At 69.1% G+C, this 22990-nt stretch carries 29 protein-coding genes and 1 pseudogene; 11 read left to right on the top strand and 19 right to left on the bottom strand.

From position 1 onward, the window contains the following. From rplN to rpsJ, 12 genes are all read right to left on the bottom strand, one after another. Positions 1-369 carry a 50S ribosomal protein L14 gene (rplN, locus tag ACIQAK_RS14595; protein ID WP_003974257.1) on the bottom strand — a complete coding sequence of 123 codons (369 nt, stop codon included), beginning with the start codon at positions 367-369 and terminating at the stop codon, positions 1-3. A gap of 106 nt (positions 370-475) precedes the next feature. Further along, positions 476-763 carry a 30S ribosomal protein S17 gene (gene rpsQ, locus ACIQAK_RS14590; RefSeq protein ID WP_031127482.1) on the bottom strand — a complete coding sequence of 96 codons (288 nt, stop codon included), beginning with the start codon at positions 761-763 and terminating at the stop codon, positions 476-478. Beyond that, complete coding sequence (gene rpmC, locus ACIQAK_RS14585; RefSeq protein WP_003966952.1) at positions 763-987, bottom strand: 50S ribosomal protein L29; 225 nt, start codon at positions 985-987, stop codon at positions 763-765. Before rpmC ends, rpsQ begins: the two co-directional genes overlap by 1 nt. After that, positions 987-1406: a 50S ribosomal protein L16 gene (gene rplP / locus ACIQAK_RS14580; RefSeq protein WP_003966953.1), complete on the bottom strand. Its 420-nt coding sequence runs from the start codon at positions 1404-1406 to the stop codon at positions 987-989. Before rplP ends, rpmC begins: the two co-directional genes overlap by 1 nt. A 5-nt stretch (positions 1407-1411) precedes the next feature. After that, positions 1412-2251 carry a 30S ribosomal protein S3 gene (gene rpsC / locus ACIQAK_RS14575; protein WP_366390806.1) on the bottom strand — a complete coding sequence of 280 codons (840 nt, stop codon included), beginning with the start codon at positions 2249-2251 and terminating at the stop codon, positions 1412-1414. Further along, a complete protein-coding gene (gene rplV, locus ACIQAK_RS14570; RefSeq protein WP_004571827.1) occupies positions 2251-2598 on the bottom strand; it encodes a 50S ribosomal protein L22 in 348 nt (115 codons plus the stop codon). Before rplV ends, rpsC begins: the two co-directional genes overlap by 1 nt. Positions 2599-2640: 42 nt before the next feature. Further along, complete coding sequence (gene rpsS, locus ACIQAK_RS14565; protein ID WP_003966956.1) at positions 2641-2922, bottom strand: 30S ribosomal protein S19; 282 nt, start codon at positions 2920-2922, stop codon at positions 2641-2643. A 12-nt stretch (positions 2923-2934) separates the two neighbouring features. Then, the gene (gene rplB / locus ACIQAK_RS14560) at positions 2935-3771 is read right to left on the bottom strand and encodes a 50S ribosomal protein L2 (RefSeq protein WP_003966957.1); all 837 of its coding nucleotides are present in this window, start codon (positions 3769-3771) and stop codon (positions 2935-2937) included. 38 nt (positions 3772-3809) lie between these two features. Then, entirely contained in the window at positions 3810-4133 is a 324-nt protein-coding gene (rplW, locus tag ACIQAK_RS14555; protein ID WP_007446738.1) for a 50S ribosomal protein L23, read from the bottom strand. Continuing rightward, the gene (rplD, locus tag ACIQAK_RS14550; protein WP_003966959.1) at positions 4133-4783 is read right to left on the bottom strand and encodes a 50S ribosomal protein L4; all 651 of its coding nucleotides are present in this window, start codon (positions 4781-4783) and stop codon (positions 4133-4135) included. Before rplD ends, rplW begins: the two co-directional genes overlap by 1 nt. 4 nt (positions 4784-4787) lie before the next feature. Further along, positions 4788-5432 (bottom strand): 50S ribosomal protein L3, encoded by a 645-nt coding sequence (gene rplC, locus ACIQAK_RS14545; protein ID WP_003966960.1) that lies wholly within the window; start codon positions 5430-5432, stop codon positions 4788-4790. A 14-nt stretch (positions 5433-5446) separates the two neighbouring features. Next, positions 5447-5755, bottom strand: coding sequence for a 30S ribosomal protein S10 (gene rpsJ, locus ACIQAK_RS14540; protein WP_003948644.1), 309 nt, complete (start codon positions 5753-5755; stop codon positions 5447-5449). A 680-nt stretch (positions 5756-6435) separates the two neighbouring features. On the opposite strand from rpsJ, the pseudogene ACIQAK_RS14535 reads away from it, so the two are divergent. Both ACIQAK_RS14535 and ACIQAK_RS14530 read left to right on the top strand, forming a co-directional pair. Further along, positions 6436-8296, top strand: a pseudogene (locus tag ACIQAK_RS14535) (PIG-L family deacetylase). A 140-nt stretch (positions 8297-8436) separates the two neighbouring features. Beyond that, on the top strand, positions 8437-9162 hold the full coding sequence (locus ACIQAK_RS14530) for a trypsin-like serine protease (protein WP_366390805.1): 726 nt from the start codon (positions 8437-8439) through the stop codon (positions 9160-9162). Positions 9163-9392: 230 nt separating this feature from the next. Here ACIQAK_RS14530 and tuf read toward each other — a convergent pair whose 3' ends face one another. The 5 genes from tuf to ACIQAK_RS14505 all read right to left on the bottom strand — a co-directional run bounded on the left by tuf (position 9393) and on the right by ACIQAK_RS14505 (position 14577). After that, positions 9393-10586: an elongation factor Tu gene (gene tuf / locus ACIQAK_RS14525; protein WP_015610719.1), complete on the bottom strand. Its 1194-nt coding sequence runs from the start codon at positions 10584-10586 to the stop codon at positions 9393-9395. 157 nt (positions 10587-10743) lie between these two features. After that, the gene (gene fusA, locus ACIQAK_RS14520) at positions 10744-12873 is read right to left on the bottom strand and encodes an elongation factor G (RefSeq protein WP_366390804.1); all 2130 of its coding nucleotides are present in this window, start codon (positions 12871-12873) and stop codon (positions 10744-10746) included. A gap of 38 nt (positions 12874-12911) precedes the next feature. Then, complete coding sequence (gene rpsG / locus ACIQAK_RS14515) at positions 12912-13382, bottom strand: 30S ribosomal protein S7 (protein ID WP_003966970.1); 471 nt, start codon at positions 13380-13382, stop codon at positions 12912-12914. Between the two features lie 2 nt (positions 13383-13384). After that, the gene (rpsL, locus tag ACIQAK_RS14510; protein WP_003948652.1) at positions 13385-13756 is read right to left on the bottom strand and encodes a 30S ribosomal protein S12; all 372 of its coding nucleotides are present in this window, start codon (positions 13754-13756) and stop codon (positions 13385-13387) included. Positions 13757-14133: 377 nt separating this feature from the next. Beyond that, positions 14134-14577 (bottom strand): helix-turn-helix transcriptional regulator, encoded by a 444-nt coding sequence (locus ACIQAK_RS14505; RefSeq protein ID WP_366390803.1) that lies wholly within the window; start codon positions 14575-14577, stop codon positions 14134-14136. A 191-nt stretch (positions 14578-14768) separates the two neighbouring features. Between ACIQAK_RS14505 and ACIQAK_RS14500 the strand changes: the two genes are divergently transcribed. The 5 genes from ACIQAK_RS14500 to ACIQAK_RS14480 all read left to right on the top strand — a co-directional run bounded on the left by ACIQAK_RS14500 (position 14769) and on the right by ACIQAK_RS14480 (position 16846). Further along, positions 14769-15038 carry a WhiB family transcriptional regulator gene (locus tag ACIQAK_RS14500; protein ID WP_366390802.1) on the top strand — a complete coding sequence of 90 codons (270 nt, stop codon included), beginning with the start codon at positions 14769-14771 and terminating at the stop codon, positions 15036-15038. A 74-nt stretch (positions 15039-15112) separates the two neighbouring features. Then, positions 15113-15913: a hypothetical protein gene (locus ACIQAK_RS14495; protein WP_366390801.1), complete on the top strand. Its 801-nt coding sequence runs from the start codon at positions 15113-15115 to the stop codon at positions 15911-15913. After that, positions 15910-16131, top strand: a complete 222-nt coding sequence (locus ACIQAK_RS14490; RefSeq protein ID WP_366390800.1) for a hypothetical protein — start codon at positions 15910-15912, stop codon at positions 16129-16131. Before ACIQAK_RS14495 ends, ACIQAK_RS14490 begins: the two co-directional genes overlap by 4 nt. Positions 16132-16389: 258 nt before the next feature. Beyond that, entirely contained in the window at positions 16390-16527 is a 138-nt protein-coding gene (locus ACIQAK_RS14485) for a hypothetical protein (protein WP_366390799.1), read from the top strand. Continuing rightward, positions 16520-16846: a hypothetical protein gene (locus ACIQAK_RS14480; RefSeq protein WP_366390798.1), complete on the top strand. Its 327-nt coding sequence runs from the start codon at positions 16520-16522 to the stop codon at positions 16844-16846. Before ACIQAK_RS14485 ends, ACIQAK_RS14480 begins: the two co-directional genes overlap by 8 nt. Before the next feature lie 31 nt (positions 16847-16877). Here ACIQAK_RS14480 and ACIQAK_RS14475 read toward each other — a convergent pair whose 3' ends face one another. Next, positions 16878-17048: a hypothetical protein gene (locus tag ACIQAK_RS14475; protein ID WP_366390797.1), complete on the bottom strand. Its 171-nt coding sequence runs from the start codon at positions 17046-17048 to the stop codon at positions 16878-16880. A 125-nt stretch (positions 17049-17173) separates the two neighbouring features. Between ACIQAK_RS14475 and ACIQAK_RS14470 the strand changes: the two genes are divergently transcribed. The 4 genes from ACIQAK_RS14470 to ACIQAK_RS14455 all read left to right on the top strand — a co-directional run bounded on the left by ACIQAK_RS14470 (position 17174) and on the right by ACIQAK_RS14455 (position 19003). Continuing rightward, the gene (locus ACIQAK_RS14470; protein ID WP_366390796.1) at positions 17174-17494 is read left to right on the top strand and encodes a hypothetical protein; all 321 of its coding nucleotides are present in this window, start codon (positions 17174-17176) and stop codon (positions 17492-17494) included. Between the two features lie 100 nt (positions 17495-17594). Further along, complete coding sequence (locus tag ACIQAK_RS14465; protein WP_366390795.1) at positions 17595-18452, top strand: peptidoglycan-binding protein; 858 nt, start codon at positions 17595-17597, stop codon at positions 18450-18452. 27 nt (positions 18453-18479) lie between these two features. Beyond that, positions 18480-18743, top strand: coding sequence for a hypothetical protein (locus ACIQAK_RS14460; protein ID WP_366390794.1), 264 nt, complete (start codon positions 18480-18482; stop codon positions 18741-18743). Further along, positions 18740-19003 (top strand): hypothetical protein, encoded by a 264-nt coding sequence (locus ACIQAK_RS14455; protein WP_366390793.1) that lies wholly within the window; start codon positions 18740-18742, stop codon positions 19001-19003. Before ACIQAK_RS14460 ends, ACIQAK_RS14455 begins: the two co-directional genes overlap by 4 nt. Before the next feature lie 83 nt (positions 19004-19086). On the opposite strand, the gene ACIQAK_RS14450 is transcribed toward ACIQAK_RS14455, so the two are convergent. Further along, positions 19087-22986, bottom strand: a complete 3900-nt coding sequence (locus ACIQAK_RS14450) for a DNA-directed RNA polymerase subunit beta' (RefSeq protein ID WP_366390792.1) — start codon at positions 22984-22986, stop codon at positions 19087-19089. Between the last annotated feature and the right edge of the window lie 4 nt (positions 22987-22990).

Raw genomic sequence — 22990 nt, 5'->3', positions numbered from 1 at the left:
TTACAGCACCTCCGGCGCGAGCGAGATGATCTTCATGAACTTCTTCTCGCGCAGCTCCCGGCCCACCGGGCCGAAGATGCGGGTGCCGCGGGGGTCGCCGTCGTTCTTCAGAATGACGGCGGCGTTCTCGTCGAAGCGGATGTACGAGCCATCCGGACGGCGACGCTCCTTGACGGTGCGAACGATGACGGCCTTGACGACGTCACCCTTCTTCACGTTGCCACCGGGGATCGCGTCCTTGACGGTGGCGACGATGACGTCACCGATACCCGCGTAGCGGCGACCCGAGCCACCGAGAACACGAATGGTGAGAATTTCCTTCGCACCCGTGTTGTCGGCGACGCGCAGTCGCGACTCCTGCTGGATCACGTCTATCTCCTGATCGTCTGCCGGTTCCCGGCGGGTGCCTCTCCGTTACGGGAGAGGCACCTCACCGAGCCTGGCGGAACTGACCTGAGGGAGAACCCCTCAGGAATTACTTGGCCTTCTCGAGGATCTCGACGATGCGCCAGCGCTTCGAGGCCGACAGCGGACGCGTCTCCATGATGATGACGCGGTCGCCGACGCCCGCAGAGTTCTGCTCGTCGTGGGCCTTGAGCTTGTTCGTACGGCGGATGACCTTGCCGTACAGCGCGTGCTTGACGCGGTCCTCGACAGCGACGACGACGGTCTTGTCCATCTTGTCGCTGACGACGAGACCCTCACGGGTCTTGCGGAAGCCGCGCTCGATCTTGCTGGTCTCAGTCACAGTCTTCTCGCTCATCAGGCGCTCTCCACCGTCTCGATGCCCAGCTCGCGCTCACGCATCAGGGTGTAGATCCGGGCGATGTCCTTACGGACGGACTTGAGCCGGCCGTGGTTCTCGAGCTGACCCGTCGCCGCCTGGAAGCGGAGGTTGAACAGCTCTTCCTTGGCTTCGCGGAGCTTGTTGAGGAGCTCCTCGTCGCCCAGCTCGCGCAGCTCGGACGCCTTGGTACCGGCCGACATCACGACTCACCTGCCTCGCGCCGAACGATCCGGCACTTCATCGGAAGCTTGTGAGCAGCGCGGGTGAGCGCCTCACGAGCAATCTTCTCGTTCGGGTAGGACAGCTCGAACATCACCCGACCCGGCTTGACGTTCGCGATCCACCACTCGGGAGAACCCTTACCGGAACCCATGCGGGTCTCGGCGGGCTTCTTCGTCAGGGGACGGTCCGGGTAGATGTTGATCCAGACCTTGCCGCCACGCTTGATGTGACGGGTCATCGCGATACGAGCGGACTCGATCTGACGGTTCGTCACGTACGCCGGGGTCAGCGCCTGGATGCCGTACTCGCCGAACGCAACCTGCGTGCCACCCTTGGACATACCGCTGCGCTTCGGGTGGTGCTGCTTGCGGTGCTTGACCCTACGGGGGATCAGCATTTCGGTCAGGCCTCCGTTCCGGTGCTCTCAGCAGCCGGAGCAGCGGCGGCGGGGGCGTCGGCCTTGGGGGCCTCGGCTGCCGGCGACTGCTGCGGCTTACGGCCGCGACCGCCACGCTCGCCACCACGGCCGGCACCACGGCCGGCCGGGCGGTCGGTGCCGCCACGAGCCGGACGGTTGCCGGCACGGGCCGCGGCGTTCTCGGCGCGAACCTCGGCGATGTTCTTGACGTCGCCCTTGTAGATCCAGACCTTCACGCCGATGCGGCCGAAGGTCGTCTTGGCCTCGAAGAAGCCGTAGTCGACGTTCGCGCGGAGCGTGTGCAGGGGCACGCGGCCCTCGCGGTAGAACTCCGAGCGGGACATCTCGGCGCCGCCGAGGCGACCGCCGCACTGGATCTTGATGCCCTTGGCGCCGGCCTTCATCGAGCTCTGCATGCTCTTGCGCATCGCACGACGGAAGGAGACGCGGGAGGAGAGCTGCTCGGCGACGGCCTGGGCCACCAGCTGAGCGTCCACCTCGGGGTTCTTGACCTCGAGGATGTTCAGCTGGACCTGCTTGCCGGTCAGCTTCTCCAGCTCGCCGCGGATGCGATCGGCCTCGGCGCCACGGCGACCGATGACGATGCCCGGGCGGGCGGTGTGGATGTCGACGCGGACGCGGTCGCGGGTGCGCTCGATCTCGACCTTCGAGATGCCGGCCCGCTCCATGCCCTTCGTCATCATGCGACGAATGGCGACGTCTTCCTTGACGTAGTCCTTGTACAGCTTGTCGGCGTACCAGCGGGACTTGAAGTCCGTGGTGATGCCGAGCCGGAACCCGTGCGGGTTTACCTTCTGGCCCATTACCGGGTTCCTTCCTTGCTGCTGACGACCACGGTGATGTGGCTGGTCCGCTTACGGATCCGGTAGGCACGGCCCTGAGCACGCGGACGGAACCGCTTCAGGGTCGGGCCCTCGTCCACGTACGCCTCGCTGATGACCAGCGAAGAGGCGTCGGTGTGGTCGTAGTTGTGTGCAGCGTTGGCGATGGCGCTGTCCAGCACCTTGCCAACCGGCACGCTCGCGGCCTGCGGGGCGAAACGCAGGACCGCCTGAGCCTCCGTGGCATCCATGCCACGGATGAGGTCCACCACTCGGCGGGCCTTCATGGGCGTGACGCGGATGTACCGCGCCTGGGCCCTGGCTTCCATGGTTGTCCCTTCGGTGTAAGTCATAGTCGTTTCCACCCCGCGCTAGCGGCGCTTCGACTTCCGGTCGTCCTTGACGTGGCCGCGGAAGGTGCGAGTCGGCGAGAACTCGCCGAGCTTGTGGCCGACCATCGACTCGGTGACGAACACCGGGACGTGGATCTTGCCGTTGTGCACCGCGATGGTGTGACCCAGCATGGCCGGGACGATCATCGAGCGACGGGACCAGGTCTTGATGACGTTCTTGGTGCCTGCCTCGTTCTGTACGTCCACCTTCTTGATGAGGTGGCCGTCGACGAAGGGCCCCTTCTTGAGACTGCGCGGCATCTAAACCCGCTCCTAGCGCTTCTTGTTCGTCTTGCGGCGGCGGACGATGTACTTGTTGCTCGCCTTCTTGGGAGAACGAGTACGACCCTCCTTCTGACCCCACGGCGAGACCGGGTGACGTCCACCGGAGGTCTTGCCTTCACCACCACCGTGCGGGTGGTCAACCGGGTTCATCGCGACACCGCGGACGGTCGGGCGGACGCCCTTCCAGCGCATCCGGCCGGCCTTGCCCCAGTTGATGTTCGACTGCTCGGCGTTGCCGACCTCACCGATCGTCGCGCGGCAGCGCGCGTCGACCAGGCGGATCTCACCCGACGGCATACGAAGGTGGGCCATGGTGCCCTCCTTCGCCAGCAGCTGCACGGAGGCACCCGCGGAACGGGCGAACTTCGCGCCGCCGCCGGGCCGCAGCTCGATGGCGTGGATGGTCGTACCGACCGGGATGTTGCGCAGCGCCAGGTTGTTGCCGGGCTTGATGTCGGCGGTCGGACCGTTCTCGACACGGTCACCCTGCGACAGGCCACGGGGAGCGACGATGTAACGCTTCTCGCCGTCCGCGTAGTGCAGCAGCGCGATGCGCGCGGTGCGGTTCGGGTCGTACTCGATGTGCGCGACCTTGGCCGGCACGCCGTCCTTGTCGTGACGACGGAAGTCGATCACTCGGTAGGCGCGCTTGTGGCCACCGCCCTGGTGGCGAACGGTCACACGACCGGCGTTGTTACGGCCGCCCTTGCTGTGCAGAGGGCGGACCAGCGACTTCTCCGGCGTGGACCGCGTGATCTCGACAAAGTCGGCGACGCTGGAGCCACGACGGCCCGGGGTCGTCGGCTTGTACTTGCGGATACCCATTTCTCAGTCCTCGTCCGATTCCGGACGACTCGACCTCACTAGGAGGTCGGGCCGCCGAAGATGTCGATACGGTCGCCCTCGGCGAGGGTCACGATGGCGCGCTTCGTGTCGGAGCGCTTGCCGAAGCCGGTCTTGGTGCGCTTGCGCTTACCCTGCCGGTTGATCGTGTTGACCCCGGTGACCTTGACCGAGAAGACCGCTTCCACGGCCTGCTTGATCTGGGTCTTGTTGGAGCCGGGCGCGACGATGAACGTGTACTTGTTCTCGTCGAGCAGCGCGTAGCTCTTCTCGGAGACCACGGGCTTGACGAGAACGTCACGCGGGTCCGAGTACGTCTTGCTGGTAACGGTCGCCTCGCTCATCAGGCGTCGCTCCCTTCGGTCTCAGCGGTCTGGGGGCCAGACACGAAGGACTCGAAAGCGGCCTGGGTGAAGACCACGTCGTCAGAGACGATCACGTCGTACGTGTTGAGCTGGCCCGGCTCCAGGATGTGCACCTGGGGCAGGTTGCGCGCGGACAGCCACGCGGCCTCGTCGGCGCGGTCGACGACCAGGAGCAGGTTCTGGCGCTCCGAGATCTTGCCGAGCAGCGTCTTGGCGGCCTTCGTGGAGGCGGCACCCTCGACCACGCCGGTGACGACGTGGATGCGGGAGTGACGGGCCCGGTCGGAGAGGGCACCGCGCAGGGCGGCGGCCTTCATCTTCTTCGGGGTCCGCTGCGAGTAGTCACGCGGCTGCGGGCCGTGGACGACGCCACCACCGGCGAACTGCGGGGCGCGGGTCGAACCCTGACGGGCGCGGCCGGTGCCCTTCTGGCGGTAAGGCTTCTTGCCACCACCGCGGACTTCGCCGCGGCGCTTGGTCTTGTGCGTGCCCTGACGGGCAGCCGCCAGCTGGGCGACAACGACCTGGTGGATCAGCGGAACGCTGGTCTTCGCGTCGAAGATCTCCGCGGGGAGGTCGACGGTACCGGCCTTGTCGCCTGCCGGCGAAAGGATGTCAATGGTGCTCATTACCTCAAGCCCCCTTGGCCGCGGTACGGACCAGGACGAGGCCGCCGTTCGGACCGGGGACCGCGCCCTTGATGAGGAGCAGACCCTTCTCCGCGTCAACCGCGTGGATGGTCAGGTTCTGGGTGGTGACGCGCTCGTTACCCATACGGCCCGCCATGCGCATGCCCTTGAAGACACGCCCAGGGGTGGCGCAGCCACCGATGGAACCGGGGGAACGGTGCTTGCGCTGGGTGCCGTGCCCGGCGCCGAGGCCCTTGAAGTTGTGACGCTTCATGACACCGGCGAAGCCCTTGCCCTTGCTCTTGCCCGTGACGTCGACCTTGACGCCGGACTCGAACACCTCGGCAGTGACCTCCTGGCCCAGCGTGTACTCGCTGGCGTCAGGGGTGCGGAGCTCCACCAGGTGGCGGCGCGGGGTGACGTCGGCCTTGGCGAAGTGACCCTTGAGGGGCTTGTTCACCTTGCGCGGGTCGATCTCGCCGAAGGCGATCTGGACCGCTTCGTAGCCGTCGCTGTCGTTGGTGCGAACCTGCGTCACGACGCACGGCCCGGCCTTGACGACGGTCACCGGGACGACCCGGTTGTTCTCGTCCCAGACCTGGGTCATGCCGAGCTTCTCGCCCAGGACGCCCTTGATGTTCTTGCTCATCTCGGCCCGTCCCCTCAGAGCTTGATCTCGATGTCGACGCCCGCCGGGAGGTCGAGGCGCATCAGCGAGTCGACCGTCTTCGGCGTGGGGTCGAGGATGTCGATGAGGCGCTTGTGCGTGCGCATCTCGAAGTGCTCGCGAGAGTCCTTGTACTTGTGCGGCGACTTGATGACGCAGTACACGTTCTTCTCAGTGGGCAGCGGCACCGGGCCCGCGACCGACGCACCAGTGCGGGTCACCGTCTCGACGATCTTCTTCGCCGAGGAGTCGATGACCTCGTGGTCGTAGGCCTTGAGCCGGATGCGGATCTTCTGTCCCGCCATGGCTACTAGTAGTCCTGTCTCTCGTAACGCTCTGGAACCCGGGGGTTCTCTGGACTCCTCCTCCGACCCACGCGGTCGGGCGTGTCGCATCCCCTCTACGAAAATCTCCCGAAGGAGATCCCAACCAAGGGGGTGCGGGCCCAAGGACCGCGGAACCGGGGGCGGAACACCCACCGGGTGCCTGGTCGGCGCCCTGCGTTGCTTCCCGGAAGATTCCCGTACGTCCGGCCCATACAGGGCCGACGAGTACTGTGGGACTCGCTTCCGGTCCTCCCGGCGGGAGGCGCGCAGCATTGACACTCAACCGAGCAACCTGGTCAGTGTGCCATACGGGGTGCGGGCCTGGCCAATCGAGCCGGGAATCCTACCCCGGGCGAGCGAGTGCTCAAACGCGGGCGCGCATCCGGCGGTGCCGTGCCTCATGGGGCTCCGCCCTGTACGCCGACGGAATTCCGGGCGCCGGATGAGTCCCGCACGGGTGCGCCACCCGACTCCCCCACCAGGCAACCCGCCCGCCCCGATCCCCGTCCACCCCCGCGCAGGCGCCGCTCGACCAGCCGCCGACCTGCACGGAGACCAGGGAGTACGCAGGACAGGGCGACCGTTCGTCCGCTGCGGGGGAAGCGGGAGCGGACGGGGTGCGTGGCGTGGTGGATCGATCCGACCTGTCCCGGATACGGGTGCCCCGGCGCACGCTCCTCCTCGCGGCCACCGCGACCGCCGCGCTCGGCGGCTGTGCCGTACCGGCTCCGAGGCGCCAGGGCCCCGCGCCGGACCCGGCGCCCGGGCCGGCCATGGCGACCACGCGGCGGGCGCAGATCATGCAGTTCCTGGCGCACCCCGACGACGACCTGTACTTCATGAACCCGGACACCCGGCAGTCCCTGGACGCCGGGACACCGCTGGTCTGCGTGTACCTCACCGCGGGCGAGGCGGACGGCGTCAACAAGATCCCCGGCGCGCGCCGGGTCGAGCTGGTCTTCCTCAACACCGCGACGCACACCGGCCGGGGGCGGCTCGGACTGCCCAGCCTCCGGCAGGACCGGCGGCTGGTGCTGCGTACGGTCGTCGCCGACAACTCCCCGCTGGACAAGGCCGGTTCGTACACGTACGACGGTCTGGTCGACGTCCTGGTGGGGCTGCTGGAGCGGTACCGGCCCACCCTCGTGCACACCCTGGCCCCCGACCCGGACCTCCAGTCCAGCACCGAGGCGAAGCGGCGCGGGGACAGCGAGCAGTGCGGGTACTCCGACCACGCCGACCACACCGCGGCCGGCTGCTTCGCCTGGGCGGCGCCGATCCGGCGGGTGGCGCGGGCAACGGCTGCCGGGGAGTCCGTGCCCGGGTTCACCGTCTCCTCGTTCCGGGGCTACTACAACCGGCACCGGCCCAAGAACCTGCCGCCTGAGGTGCTGGAGAAGAAGGCCGCCGCTCTCGTCCCGTACGGCGGCTCACCGGACTGGGAGTGCGGCAACCCCTCCGGTTGCGGCGACTACAACGTGGGCGGCGACCGGCCCCTGACCAACCGGAAGGGCTGGGTCCGCTCCACCCGCCACCGCTACCCGGGGCCGCGTACCGCCGTCGCCTCCGGGGCGGACGGCCGGCTCACCGCGTACGGGATGCTGGGGCTGCGCGCCGTGCGATGGCGCGAGAGCGCGCCCGGCAGCGGGGTCTGGGACGCGCCGGACGACCTCGGCGGCGGCCCGCTCGCCCCGGTCCTCGGCCCGGCCACGACGGCGGACGGGCGGCAGCTGCTGTTCGGGCTTTGGTTCGCGGCGTCGGCGGGCACGGCTCGGACAACGAGCGCGAGATCGTGGTGCTGGAGCAGCGCTCCCCGAACGGTCCCTTCGGCCCGTGGCGGGGGCTGGGCAACCCCGCGCCGGGCCGTGACCATGGGCGCCGCATCGGTGTGCCGGTCGCCGTGGCCGCGCCGGACGGCCGCGTCCACCTCTTCGTACGGAACGCGGAGAAGGGGCTGAGCACCCGGATGCGTGAGGCGGGGAGCGGGCGTTGGAGCGCGTGGCGTGGCCTGGGCGGCGGTGAGGTGCAGGACGGGGTGACCGCGGTCGTGGACACGGCGGGGCGCGTCCATGTGTACGCGGCCGGGCACCATGCCGTGCACCACTGGACCCAGGACGCCCCGGGCACGGACGTCACCGCCCGTACCCAGCTCGTCGACGCGCCCGTCCCCTGCCACGCACCGGCCGCGCTCGCCGCGCCGGACGGCTCGGTCGAGCTGTACTACCGGGCCGCCGCCGCTGCCGAACTCACGGTGGTGGGCGGCGAGATGACTCCCGCCCCCCGCTTCGACGGTTACGGCCCGGTGGCCGCCGCGCGCTCGCCCCGGGGACCGGTCCTGCTGGGGCGGGAGCGGAGGGCGCGCTCCGTCTCCGTACCGCCGAAGCCACCGCCGTACGGTCGCGGGGCCCGGTCGCCCTGGACGGGGCCACACTCCACCTCGACACGGACGGGACGCCCACCGTGGTGGGGTTCGGGCCGGACGCGACACCGTGGACCTATCGTATGGGTGGCGCTACCTAGCGTTGGCCGGGGCATAACGCGGCGTTATGGGAAAGCGTTAGTACCCGGCCGATGGGTTCTTCGACACCCTGGGGACGCCCAGTCGGGCCGTCAGCCCCCCACAAACACGCCCCTCAGCGTGCTCCCCGAAATGAGGAACCATGCGCATAGCCAGGCTCGTTCCCGCTGCCCTCACTGCCGCGGCCGCCGTCCTCGCTCTCTTCGCGCCCACCGCCACCGCCGCCCCGCAGCCCCCGTTGCAGGACGCCCCACCCCCCTCCACGCAGATCATCGGCGGCGGCCAGGCGTCCAACGCCCCGTGGGCCGCGCGGCTGTTCTCCAACGGCAGGGAGACCTGTTCGGCCACGATCATCGCGCCGACCTGGATCCTCACCGCCAGGCACTGCGTCAGCGGCGGCGGCCTGTCGTTCCGCATCGGCAGCCTCGACCAGCACAGTGGCGGCGTGGTGGCCAACGGCGTCCAGACGTACAACCACAGCGCGGACATCTCCCTGGTCCGCCTGGACCGCTCCGTGCAGACGACCTACTCGCGCCTCGGCAACCCCGGCTCGGTGAGCGTCGGGCAGAGCGTCCAGGTCTGGGGCTGGGGCGCCACCTCGCAGTGCGGCTCCGAGGCCAACTGCCAGTCCCGCTACCTGAAGGTCGCCAACGTGACGGTGACCGGCGGCTGCGGTGACGCGTACGGCGGGTCGGCGATCTGCGCCCGCCGGGGCAACGGCATCACCGCCGGCGGCGACTCCGGCGGCCCGATGACGGCCAACGGCATCCAGGTCGGCGTGGCCTCCACCAGCGACCGGCAGACCACCACGGCGTACACGAACGTCACCGCGTACCGCTCCTGGATCAGGTCCGTCGCGGGCGTCTGACCGATCGTCCCCCTGGGCGCGGCGGGCCACCTGACCGGCCCGCCGTCCCCGTAAGCCGTAGGGCCCCCTTACCTCTCCGCCCTGAGGTAACGGGGCCCTACATCCATGTGCGCCCAGGACATCGGCGTGGCGGCCGCGGCCCGGCATGGCGAAGGGCCCCGCACCTCGGGAGAGGTGCGGGGCCCTTCTTGCGACTCGGTGAGCCACCAGGTCCAAGGACCAAGCAGAAACTACTTGATGATCTTGGTGACCTGGCCGGCGCCCACGGTCCGGCCACCCTCACGGATGGCGAACTTCAGGCCCTCTTCCATGGCGACCGGCTGGATCAGCGCGACGTCCATGAGGGTGTTGTCACCCGGCATGACCATCTCGGTGCCCTCGGGAAGGGTCACGACGCCCGTCACGTCCGTGGTACGGAAGTAGAACTGCGGGCGGTAGTTGTTGAAGAACGGGGTGTGGCGGCCACCCTCGTCCTTCGACAGGATGTAGGACTGCGCCTGGAACTCGGTGTGCGGCGTGACCGAACCCGGCTTGATGATGACCTGGCCGCGCTCGACGTCCTCGCGCTTGATGCCACGGAGGAGCAGACCGACGTTCTCACCGGCCTGGCCCTCGTCGAGCAGCTTGCGGAACATCTCGATGCCGGTGACCGTGGTGGTGGTCTTCTCGGTCTTGATACCGACGATGTCGACGGTCTCGTTGACCTTGAGGACACCACGCTCGATGCGGCCGGTGACGACCGTACCGCGACCGGTGATCGTGAAGACGTCCTCGATCGGCATGAGGAACGGCTTCTCGACGTCACGCTCGGGCTGCGGGATGGACTCGTCGACGGCGGCCATCAGGTTCAGGACCGACTGGCCCCACTCCTTGTCGCCCTCAAGAGCCTTGAGCGCCGAGACGCGCACGACCGGGAGGTCGTCGCCCGGGAACTCGTACTCGGAGAGGAGCTCACGGACCTCGAGCTCGACGAGCTCCATGATCTCCTCGTCGTCCACCATGTCGGCCTTGTTCAGGGCGACGACGATGTACGGAACGCCGACCTGGCGGGCCAGGAGCACGTGCTCCTTGGTCTGCGGCATCGGGCCGTCGGTCGCGGCGACGACGAGGATGGCGCCGTCCATCTGCGCCGCACCCGTGATCATGTTCTTGATGTAGTCGGCGTGACCCGGGCAGTCGACGTGCGCGTAGTGACGCGACTCCGTCTGGTACTCGACGTGCGCGATGGAGATGGTGATACCGCGCTGGCGCTCTTCGGGAGCCTTGTCGATCTGGTCGAAGGCCGAGGCCTCGTTCAGGTCCGGGTACGCGTCGTGCAGCACCTTGGTAATGGCGGCCGTGAGGGTCGTCTTACCGTGGTCGATGTGACCGATGGTGCCGATGTTGACGTGCGGCTTAGTCCGCTCGAACTTTGCCTTCGCCACTGGGGTCCTCCTGAGTGGTTCTGTACGCCTTGCTTCATCGGCGCCAGGTGATCGTTGCTGGGGTGCCGGTGCCGGGGGCATGCGGCACAGTGCTTGCGCGCTGTGCCGCATGCCCGCCAGGCTCCGGTGACAAGCCTAAAGCGTGAGCTCGGGAGAGTTACTCGCCCTTGGCCTTCGCGATGATCTCCTCGGCGACGTTCCGCGGAACCTCGGCGTAGGAGTCGAACTGCATCGAGTAGCTTGCGCGACCCGAGGTCTTGCTGCGGAGGTCTCCGACGTAGCCGAACATCTCCGAGAGGGGCACGAGGCCCTTCACGACGCGAGCGCCGCTGCGCTCCTCCATGGCCTGGATCTGGCCACGGCGGGAGTTGAGGTCGCCGATGACATCGCCCATGTAGTCCTCGGGCGTGGTGACCTCGACGGCCATCATCGGCTCAAGGAGCACGGGAGAGGCCTTGCGGGCACCCTCCTTGAACGCCTGCGAACCGGCGATCTTGAAGGCGAGCTCGGAGGAGTCGACCTCGTGGTAACCACCGTCGAGAAGGGTGACGCGGACGCCGACCATCTCGTAACCGGCCAGGATGCCGAACTGCATGGCTTCCTGGGCACCCGCGTCCACCGAGGGAATGTACTCACGGGGGATGCGGCCACCGGTGACCTTGTTGACGAACTCGTAGGAGGCGTCGCCACCCTCGATGGGCTCGAGGGCGATCTGCACCTTCGCGAACTGGCCGGTACCACCAGTCTGCTTCTTGTGCGTGTAGTCGATGCGCTCGACGGCCTTGCGGATCGTCTCGCGGTACGCGACCTGGGGCTTGCCGACGTTCGCCTCGACGCGGAACTCGCGCTTCATGCGGTCGACGAGCACCTCGAGGTGGAGCTCACCCATACCACCGATGATGGTCTGGCCGGTCTCCTCGTCGGAGTGCACCTGGAAGGAGGGGTCCTCCTCCGAGAGGCGCTGGATGGCGACACCCAGCTTCTCCTGGTCACCCTTGGACTTGGGCTCGATGGCGACCTGGATGACCGGCGCCGGGAAGTCCATGGACTCCAGGATGACCGGGTTCTTGTCGTCACACAGCGTCTCACCGGTGGTGGTCTGCTTCAGGCCCATGACGGCGATGATGTCACCGGCGCCCACCGACGCGATCTCCTCACGCTTGTTCGCGTGCATGCGGTAGATCTTGCCGATGCGCTCCTTCTTGCCCTTGACCGAGTTCAGCACCGCGGTGCCGGCCTCAAGGCGACCGGAGTAGATCCGGACGAAGGTGAGCTTACCGAGGTGCGGGTCACTCGCGATCTTGAACGCCAGGCCGGAGAACGGCTCGTCGTCCGAGGGCTTGCGCTTGACGACGACCTCGGGGTCCTTGACGTCGTGGCCCTCGATGGCCTCGACGTCCAGGGGGGAAGGCAGGTAGCGGACGACCGCGTCGAGCAGGGGCTGGACGCCCTTGTTCTTGAACGCGGTGCCACAGAACACCGGGGTGACGGTGACGGAGTCGGCACTGCCCTTCGACGCCAGGGTGATGCGGCGGATCGCCTCGTGCAGCTGCTCCTCGGTGGGCTCGTTGCCCTCGAGGTACAGCTCCATCATCTGGTCGTCGTTCTCGGCCACGGCCTCAAGGAGCTTGCCGCGCCATTCCTCGGCGGCCTCCTTGTGGGTGTCCGGGATCTCGACGGTGTCGTACATCTCGCCCTTGGCGGCCTCTTCGGGCCACACGAAGGCCTTCATCGACACGAGGTCGACGACGCCCTTGAAGTCGGCCTCGGCGCCGATGGGGAGCTGCATGACGAGCGGGACCGCGCCAAGGCGGTCGACGATCATGTCGACACAGCGGTGGAACTCGGCGCCGGTGCGGTCGAGCTTGTTGACGAAGCAGATACGCGGAACGCCGTAGCGGTCCGCCTGACGCCAGACGGTCTCGGACTGCGGCTCTACGCCGGCCACACCGTCGAACACGGTGACAGCGCCGTCGAGGACGCGGAGCGAACGCTCCACCTCGACGGTGAAGTCGACGTGACCCGGGGTGTCGATGATGTTGATGGTGTGGTCAACATCGTTGAGCGGCCAGTGGCAGGTCGTCGCGGCGGACGTGATCGTGATGCCGCGCTCCTGCTCCTGCTCCATCCAGTCCATCGTGGCAGCGCCGTCGTGGACTTCACCGATCTTGTAGCTCACACCGGTGTAGAAGAGGATCCGCTCAGTGGTGGTCGTCTTGCCCGCGTCGATGTGGGCCATGATCCCGATGTTGCGGACCTTGGCCAGGTCAAGCGAAGTGGTGGCCATAAGGCTCAATCTTCTCTCGGTCTCGATGGGGTAAGCGACTACCAGCGGTAGTGCGCGAAGGCCTTGTTGGACTCGGCCATCTTGTGGGTGTCCTCGCGCTTCTTGACCGAAGCGCCGAGGCCGTTGGAGGCGTCGAGCAGTTCGTTCATGAGGCGCTCGGTCATGGTCTTCTCGCGGCGGGCGCGGGAGTAACCGACGAGCCAGCGCAGAGCGAGGGTGGAGGCGCGACCGGGCTTGACCTCGATCGGCACCTGGTAGGTGGCGCCACCGACACGGCGGGACTTGACCTCGAGCGAGGGCTTGACGTTCTCAAGCGCGCGCTTCAGCGTGATGACCGGGTCGTTGCCGGTCTTCTCGCGGAGGCCTTCCATGGCGCCGTAGACGATCCGCTCGGCGGTGGAACGCTTGCCGTCGAGGAGGATCTTGTTGATCAGCGACGTGACAAGAGGAGAGCTGTAGACCGGGTCGATGATGACCGGGCGCTTCGGGGCGGGGCCCTTACGAGGCATTCTTACTTCTCCTTCTTGGCGCCGTAGCGGCTGCGGGCCTGCTTGCGGTTCTTGACACCCTGGGTGTCAAGGGAGCCGCGGATGATCTTGTAACGAACACCCGGCAGGTCCTTCACACGGCCACCACGCACGAGCACGATGGAGTGCTCCTGCAGGTTGTGTCCCTCACCCGGGATGTAGGCCGTGACCTCGATACCCGAGGTCAGACGCACACGCGCGACCTTACGGAGGGCCGAGTTCGGCTTCTTCGGGGTGGTCGTGAACACACGCGTGCAGACACCGCGACGCTGGGGCGAACCCTCGAGCGCGGGCGTCTTGTTCTTCTCGACCTTGTCCTGCCGGCCCTTCCGGACCAGCTGCTGGATCGTAGGCACTACTTCTCCGGTTTCTGTGTGCCGTTCGTGAAACTAACCTGGAACATCACCGACCCACGCGGTCGGGTGTGTCGAATACTGCGGACTCCCGCCCGAGGGGCAGAAGGGCGCAGATTGCGGTGGCTACCGACGGACTCGCGGTGCGGTTGAGGACACGCACCGGAGCCCAGGCACACCCCAGGCACAAGGCTTGAGCGTACCTACCTCACGGAGCTGGGTCAAAACAAATGCCGTCCACCCCGGCGGGCCCGGGCCGCCGGGCACCGCGAAGGGGCCTCACCCCTCTCCCGAGCTCTCTCCCGAGGTGAGGATTCGCGTCTCTCCCGAGGTGAGGACCTCGCGCCCTGCCGCTCGGACGCGGATGCGTCCGGCGCCCCTCACTCCGACGCGACCCGCACGGCGTCCGCGTCCGCCCCGGTCGGCAGGAACTGTCCGGCGACCCTGATGAACATGTCCCACTGGTCGCGCGGGACACCGAGCCCGGCGGCGGCTTCCTCCAGGGTCAGTCGGCGCGGCGGCCCGGCGGGGTCGGACGGGGCGCCCCCGAGGTCCGGCAGGGGCAGGTCCTCCTCGGAGAGCCGGCCCGAGCGGATCAGCATCTCGCGCACCGGGACGCGCAGCACGTGCGCGAGGCGCCGGGTCGTCTCCAGGTCCGGCATGCTCTGGCCCTGGAGCAGCCGGGTGATGGCCGCCCGGTGCACGCCCGCCTCGTCGGCGAGACGTGACTTGCCGCCGCCGCGCGGGCTGTCGATGTCGTATCCCCGTGCGCGGATCAGTTCCTCGATCCACGGCGTGAACTGGTCAGGTTCGCTGGCGGTCACAGGTGGTCGCCTCCCTCCCAGGCGCACTCAGACTAACGCGCTCGCACGCACCGATTTACACGCTTGCGCGCAAGCAATTGTAAGCATTCGGTGCAGAAGATCGAAGATCCCAGTTGCGCGCCCACGCGCAACGTGGCAATGTGCGAGCTCGCAACAAGTTGGGCTCGTCTCGGTCATCTGGGAGCACCCTCATGTCCGAACCGTCCGCAGTGCACACCACCGACGCCGGGGAGGCCTCCGGCTGGCGACGGTCCGCCGCGTGCTCCGGCCTCTCCCCCGCCGTCGTCTTCGCCCGCCGGGCCGCCGACGCCGCTCCGGCCCTGCGCGCCTGCGCCCGCTGCCCGGTGCAGCGGCAGTGCGAAGAGACCGTGGCCCCGGCCGACACCTGGTTCGACGGTGTCAGCGCCGGGCGGCTGTGGCGAAACGGCCGGCCCGTCGCACTCGACGGCACACACCGGTGACCACCGCCCGCCCCAGGACGAACGACCGGCCCCCCGCTCCGGCGGCCGGGAGCCGACCGCACACGGAGGACCTCATGACACACGCCACACCTTCCCCGACACCCGACGAAGGCCACGACGGCGAGGCGGCAGCGCGTGACGCCGGGCTCTGGGCCGGGACGCTGATCCGGCAGTTCCCCGAGCTGCTCACCGAACTCGCCCCGGGCCGGGGCTCGTCGGGCGCGGAGCGCCGCGCCCCCGGCCCGGCCGAGTCGGCGTTCCGCGCCGCCCGCACCGAGGCGGAACGCGAGGAGGCGCTGCTGAACGAGCAGCGGCACGGCCTGGCGGTCCCGGGACACTCCGCTGCTCCCGTGCGGCTGTACGTGTCCGACGCCATCCGCGACATCACCGACGGGGTGGTCGAGTTGCAGGAGGCCGTCCTCGACCGGCTGGGCCTCGGCCGGCCGCGCCGCTCCCCGGTGGGGCGCCGGCTGCTCGACATCACGGCCCTCCTCGGGCGCGTCGCCCAGGACCCCGTGCTGGCCGGCCACGTGCGGGACGAGATGCGCAGGCTGGCCAGGCGGTGCGCCAGGGCGCTCGGTGAGACGGAGAGCGTGGTGCGGGTGACCGGGCGGTGTCCGTGGTGCGACTCGGTCTCCCTGCGCGTCTTCCCCGAACGGCGGGCCCTGCTGTGCGTCAACCCGGCGTGCCGCTGCACCGACCCCGGGTGCGACTGCGTGGGCGACCCGGCCTTCCGCCACCTGTGGCCGGAAAGCGCCTGGCGGGAGCTCATACGGGCGGGTGGGACGACCGCCGCGGACATCGCCGCGGGGATGGCCGACGGTGACGCGCCGGCTTCCGTGGAAGCCGTACGCCGGGACGGGGGGCGTCGATGAGTACCGGTCAGGCTCCGCCTCGTACGGCGTCGCGGGCGGCGCTCATCACCGGGGTGCTCGCGGCCCAGGAGGCCGACGTCGCTCCGGCCACCATCCGCAAGTGGGTGCAGCTGGGGTATCTGGCGGCGGCCGGACAGCGCGGGCGGGCGCAGCTCTACCGGCTGGAGGACGTGTTCGCCGCCGAGCGGGCGGCTCGCAGGAGACCGCGTACGCGGTGAGGGCGCGTACGCGGTGAGGGCGCGTACGCGGTGAGGGCGCGTACGCGGTGAGGGCGCGGAAGAAAGGGGCGTCGGGCCGGCCACCCATCATGGGGTGGCCAACCCGGCGCCCTTATGCGTTCAGCGGTGAACGCGCCGCGCGGTCAGGGACTTTCGGTGCGGCCCGGGCGCCTCGCATCCCCTCCACGCGGGCGGTCCGGGCCGTCGGACCGCCTCGCGTGGTCCGGACGGTGCCCGGCGTCGGAGCCGCGGCCGGGCATGGACACACCCGCCGACCACACCCCGTTCCCCGCCGGGAACACCCATGCGGCCGTCAGGTCCCGGTACGCCACGCTCGCCGCCCTCGCGGCCGGCGGCCGGACCTGGCGCCAGGTGAAGGAGGAGACCCATGTCTGAGACCACGCCCGGCACACCCGTACCACAGCCCCCGGAGGAACCGCCCGCCCCTGCGGACACCACGCCCGCTCCCCTGCCGGTGGTCCTGGACGACCAGCAGCTGAACCGGCTGGCCTTCTCGGTGGCCGCGGAGCTGGCCTCGTACCTGGGTGTGCCGACCACGGCGCCCGCCGTCCCCGGGCTGCCCGTCGCGTCCTCGGCCGACGACCCGCGGCCGGGGGCACCGGCCCCCGAACCCCCGCCCGCCGGTCCCGGAGCCGAACAGCCCGCCGACGCCGTCCTCATTCCCGTCGCATCAGTCCAGGAGTCCTCCGCATGACCACCCAGTACACGCCGCTCAGTGGCCTTCCCTACCCGCAGTCCAGCGACCCGGCCGACCTGCCGGCCCAGCTCCAGACCCTGGCCCAGGCGCTGGACGGACGCACGGTCCTGCGCTTCGGTACGGCGGCGGAGCGCGACACCAGGGTCCCCGCCCCGGTCGCCGGCATGGTGGCCTGGACCGCGTCACCGCCGAGGCTCACCCACTACACCGGCTCGGCGTGGGCACCGGTCGGCGCCGTCCCGGTCTTCCGGGTCAAACCTCGACGGCGGCGACACGAAGTCCATCACCTACGCGGAGACGCTCCTCAACGCCACCGGCGACCCGATGCGGGCGGCGTTCGTCGCACCCGCGTCGGGCCAGGTCATCGTCACCGTCGGCGGCTACATCTCCAGCTCGGTGGCGAACATCAACTCGTACATGTCGGCCGCCATCCGCAACGCCTCGGACACGGTCGTCCTCGCCGCCGACGACAACCGGGCCGCGCTGGTCAGCTCCCCCAACCGGGCGTCCGTATCCACCCAGTTCCTCGTGACCGGCCTGGCCCCGGGCACGAACCACACGGCCACGCCCGCCTACCGCTCCGGCGCGGCCAACAACACGGCCGGCTTCGACACCCGCTACATCCGGGTCGACCCGATCATGTAGCGCCCCCGCCCCTCTTCCGGCCCCGGCCCCCGCACCCAGCGGCGGGCCGGGGCCGTTTCCGTCCCCGGAACCCGAGAACGACCACAAGGAGGTACGTCGCATGGCAGCACCCCTGTCCGCCGACGCCTTCGCCCGCGCCCTGCGCGCCGAAGGGGTCCGCGTCACCGAGCACTCCGGATGGCGCGACCACAACCGCAACCACAAAGGAGCCTGGGGTCCGGTCCACGGCGTCATGCTCCACCACACCGCCGGGACCAGCAGCGTCAGCTTCTGCCATCGCGGCACCACGGCCCTGCCCGGCCCCCTGTGCGTCGGGGTCGTGACCAAGTCCGGACTGGTCCACCTGGTCGGCTACGGGCGCACCAACCACGCCGGCAGCGGCTCCGCCGGCGTGCTGGCCGCCGTACGCGCCGACGCCCGTCTCCCGGCCCCGGGCGCGGATACCGTGGACGGCAACGCCCGCTTCTACGGCTTCGAGATCGAGAACCTGGGCGACGGCCGCGACCCCTACCCGGCCGCACAGCTCGACGCCGTGGAGCGGCTGTCGGCCGCGCTGTGCCGGGCCCACGGCTGGCCCGCGGCCGGGGTGATCGGCCACAAGGAGTGGACCCGGCGCAAGATCGACCCCACCTTCCCGATGGACACGATGCGCACCCGGATCACCGGCCGGCTCGGGAAGAAGCCCGCCGGCCCCGCACCCGCCCCGGCCCTCGCCGCCTTCCCGGGCAGCGCCTTCTTCACCGTCGGCAGCCGCAGCCCGCTGTTCACCGCGGTCGGCGAGCGCCTGGTCGCCGTGGGCTGCGGACGGTACGCCGAGGGGCCGGGGCCGGTCTGGAGCGAGGCCGACCGCCGCTCGTACGCCGCGTGGCAGCGCCGGCTGGGCTACGCCGGCCAGGACGCCGACGGGGTGCCGGGCCCCTCCTCCTGGGCCGCGCTCGAAGTCCCCCGCAACCGCTGACCCCCGCGATACGGAAAGGCGCACCCCATGTCAGAGGCAACCCGCCGGTCCCTGCGCACCCTCGTCCAGACCGCCGTCGCGCTCCTGGTCGCCCTGCCCGCCCTCGTCGACGCCTCCGGGGTCGCCGCGAGCCTGCCCTGGGCGGCCGGTGCCGTGGCGGTCGCCGCCGTGCTGAGCCGGATCATGGCGCTGGAATCCGTACAGCGCCTGCTGCCCCGCTCCTTGCGTACCGGGGCGGACGACGGCCGCAGGCTCGCCGGGCTGATCCGCTCGGAACGGAGGCGTGGATGAGCGACCCCGCACACAGTGATCCGGCGGCCGTCGCCCTGGAGCTGGAGAGGCTCCGCGGCACGGTCGAGGTCGGCTTCGCCCGCGTCGACGGCTCGCTCGCCCTGCTGGTGCAGCGCAGCGACCAGAGCGACCGCCAGCTCGCCGAGCACGAAACGCGGCTGGACACCCTGGAGCGGGCCCGCTGGCCACTGCCCGGCGTCGCCGCGGTGACCGCCGCCACCGGTGTGGCCCTGTCCCTGTGGCAGCTCGCCACCCGGTGACCCGGCCCACCCCCCGCACACGCCTGAGGGCGGCCACCCCGTCACGTACGGGATGGCCGCCCTCAGGCGTTCAAGCGACTCGCCTACTGGTTGTACGGACCGTAGTCGTAGTCCTCCAGCGGGACGGCCTGGCCGGAGCCGGTGCCGAACGGCGAGTAGTCGATGTCGTCGTAGCCGACGGCCGAGTACATCGCGGCCTTGGCCTCCTCGGTCGGCTCGACCCGGATGTTGCGGTAGCGGGACAGACCCGTACCGGCCGGGATGAGCTTACCGATGATGACGTTCTCCTTGAGGCCGATCAGGGAGTCCGACTTGGCGTTGATCGCCGCGTCGGTCAGGACCCTGGTCGTCTCCTGGAAGGACGCCGCCGACAGCCACGACTCGGTGGCGAGCGAGGCCTTGGTGATACCCATCAGCTGCGGACGGCCGGAGGCGGGGTGACCGCCCTCGGTGACCACACGACGGTTCTCGGTCTCGAACTTCGACCGCTCGACCAGCTCGCCCGGAAGCAGCTCCGCGTCGCCGGACTCGATGATCGTCACGCGGCGGAGCATCTGCCGGATGATGATCTCGATGTGCTTGTCGTGGATCGACACGCCCTGCGAGTTGTAGACCTTCTGGACTTCGCCGACCAGGTGGACCTGGACCGCACGCTGGCCGAGGATGCGCAGCACGTCGTGCGGGTTGGTGGCACCCACGGTGAGCTTCTGGCCCACCTCGACCGGGTCGCCCTCACCCACGAGCAGACGGGCACGCTTCGAGATCGGGAACGCCGTCTCGTCGCTGCCGTCGTCCGGGGTGACGACGAGCTTCTTGGTCTTCTCGGTCTCCTCGATCCGCACCCGGCCCTTGGCCTCGGAGATCGGGGCGACACCCTTCGGCGTACGGGCCTCGAAGAGCTCGACGACTCGGGGCAGACCCTGGGTGATGTCGTCACCGGCCACACCACCGGTGTGGAAGGTGCGCATCGTCAGCTGGGTGCCGGGCTCACCGATGGACTGGGCGGCGATGATGCCGACCGCCTCACCGATGTCGACCAGCTTGCCGGTGGCGAGCGAGCGCCCGTAGCAGAAGGCACAGGTGCCGACCGCAGACTCACAGGTCAGGACCGAGCGGGTCTTGACCTCCTCGACGCCGGCGCCTACCAGGGCGTCGATCAGGACGTCACCGAGGTCGACGTTGGCAGGCGCGATGACCTTGCCGTCCACCACGACGTCCTCGGCGAGCATGCGGGCGTAGACCGAGGTCTCGACGTCGTCCGTCTTGCGGAGCACGCCGTCGGCGCCCTTGACCGCGATCTTCAGCTTCAGGCCGCGGTCGGTGCCGCAGTCCTCCTCACGGATGATCACGTCCTGCGAGACGTCCACCAGACGACGGGTCAGGTAACCCGAGTCGGCGGTACGCAGGGCGGTGTCCGCCAGACCCTTACGGGCACCGTGCGTGGAGATGAAGTACTCCAGAACGGTGAGGCCCTCACGGAAGGACGCCTTGATCGGACGCGGGATGGTCTCGTTCTTCGCGTTCGACACCAGACCACGCATACCGGCGATCTGCCGCATCTGCATCATGTTTCCTCGGGCACCCGAGTCAACCATCATGAAGATGGGGTTGGTCTTGGGGAAGTTCGCGTTCATCGCCTCGGCGACCTCGTTGGTCGCCTTGGTCCAGATCGCGATGAGCTCCTGCGTGCGCTCGTCCTTGGTGATCAGACCGCGCTCGTACTGCTTCTGGACCTTCTCGTCCTGCTCCTCGTAGCCCTTGACGATGGCCTTCTTGGCCTCGGGCACGACGACGTCGGAGATGGCCACGGTGACGCCCGAACGGGTCGCCCAGTGGAAGCCCGCCGCCTTCAGGTTGTCGAGCGTCGCCGCCACGATGACCTTGGGGTAGCGCTCGGCCAGGTCGTTGACGATCTCGGAGAGCTGCTTCTTGCCCACCGAGTAGTCGACGAACGGGTAGTCCTCGGGCAACAGCTCGTTGAAGAGCGCGCGGCCCAGGCTGGTCCGCAGCCGGAAGGTGTCACCCGGCTGGTACTCGGGCTCGCCCTCCTCGGCGACCGGCGGCACCCAGCCGCGCGGCGGGATGGTGCCCACCGGGAAGCGGATGTCGACGGTGGACTGGAGCGCCAGCTCGCCGGCGTCGAACGCCATGATCGCCTCGGCCGTGGAGCCGAACGCGCGGCCCTCGCCCTTGGTGTCACGGAGCTCACCGTCGGTGGTGAGGAAGAACAGCCCCAGCACCATGTCCTGGGTCGGCATGGTGACGGGACGGCCGTCGGCCGGCTTCAGGATGTTGTTCGAGGACAGCATCAGGATGCGGGCCTCGGCCTGCGCCTCCGCGGAGAGCGGCAGGTGCACGGCCATCTGGTCACCGTCGAAGTCCGCGTTGAACGCGGTGCAGACGAGCGGGTGGATCTGGATGGCCTTGCCCTCGACCAGCTGCGGCTCGAAGGCCTGGATGCCGAGGCGGTGCAGGGTGGGCGCACGGTTCAGCAGCACCGGGTGCTCGGCGATGACCTCTTCGAGGACGTCGTACACGACGGTGCGGCCACGCTCGACCATGCGCTTGGCCGACTTGATGTTCTGCGCGTGGTTCAGGTCCACCAGGCGCTTCATCACGAACGGCTTGAAGAGCTCCAGCGCCATGGCCTTGGGCAGACCGCACTGGTGCAGCTTGAGCTGCGGGCCGACGACGATGACGGAACGCGCGGAGTAGTCCACACGCTTACCGAGCAGGTTCTGACGGAAACGACCCTGCTTACCCTTGAGCATGTCGCTCAGGGACTTCAGCGGGCGGTTGCCGGGACCGGTGACCGGACGACCGCGGCGGCCGTTGTCGAACAGCGCGTCGACGGCCTCCTGCAGCATCCGCTTCTCGTTGTTCACGATGATCTCGGGAGCACCGAGGTCGAGGAGACGCTTGAGGCGGTTGTTGCGGTTGATCACACGGCGGTACAGGTCGTTCAGGTCGGAGGTGGCGAAGCGGCCACCGTCCAGCTGCACCATCGGACGCAGGTCCGGCGGGATGACCGGCACGCAGTCCAGCACCATGCCCTTGGGCTTGTTGCTGGTCTGCAGGAACGCGGAGACGACCTTGAGGCGCTTGAGCGCACGGGTCTTCTTCTGGCCCTTGCCGGTGCGGATGATCTCGCGGAGGCGCTCGGCCTCCTCGTCGAGGTCGAAGGACTCCAGGCGCTTCTGCAGCGCGGCGGCGCCCATGCAGCCGTCGAAGTACGTGCCGAAGCGGTCACGCAGCTCGCGGTAGAGCAGCTCGTCGCCCTCCAGGTCCTGGACCTTGAGGTTCTTGAAGCGGCTCCACACCTCGTCGAGGCGGTCGATCTCGCGCTGCGCACGGTCGCGCAGCTGCTTCATCTCACGCTCGGCACCTTCGCGCACCTTGCGGCGCACGTCGGCCTTGGCGCCCTCGGCCTCCAGCTCGGCCAGGTCGGTCTCGAGCTTCTTGGCGCGGGCCTCCAGGTCGGAGTCACGGCGGTTCTCGGTCTGCTGGCGCTCGACGGAGACGTGCGCCTCCAGGGACGGCAGGTCGCGGGTACGACGCTCCTCGTCCACGAACGTGATCATGTACGCGGCGAAGTAGATGACCTTTTCCAGGTCCTTCGGCGCGAGGTCCAGCAGGTATCCGAGGCGCGACGGGACGCCCTTGAAGTACCAGATGTGGGTGACGGGAGCGGCAAGCTCGATGTGGCCCATCCGCTCACGACGCACCTTGGCGCGAGTGACCTCGACGCCGCAGCGCTCACAGATGATGCCCTTGAAGCGGACACGCTTGTACTTGCCGCAGTAGCACTCCCAGTCCCGGGTAGGACCGAAGATCTTCTCGCAGAAGAGTCCGTCCTTCTCGGGCTTGAGCGTGCGGTAGTTGATGGTCTCCGGCTTCTTCACTTCGCCGTGGGACCAGGTCCGGATGTCGTCCGCGGTGGCAAGGCCGATCCGCAGCTCGTCGAAGAAGTTGACGTCGAGCACTTGT

The organism is Streptomyces sp. NPDC088706 (assembly GCF_044752765.1).
Lineage (GTDB): Bacteria > Actinomycetota > Actinomycetes > Streptomycetales > Streptomycetaceae > Streptomyces.
This window is presented reverse-complemented; position numbering and strand designations above follow the sequence as displayed.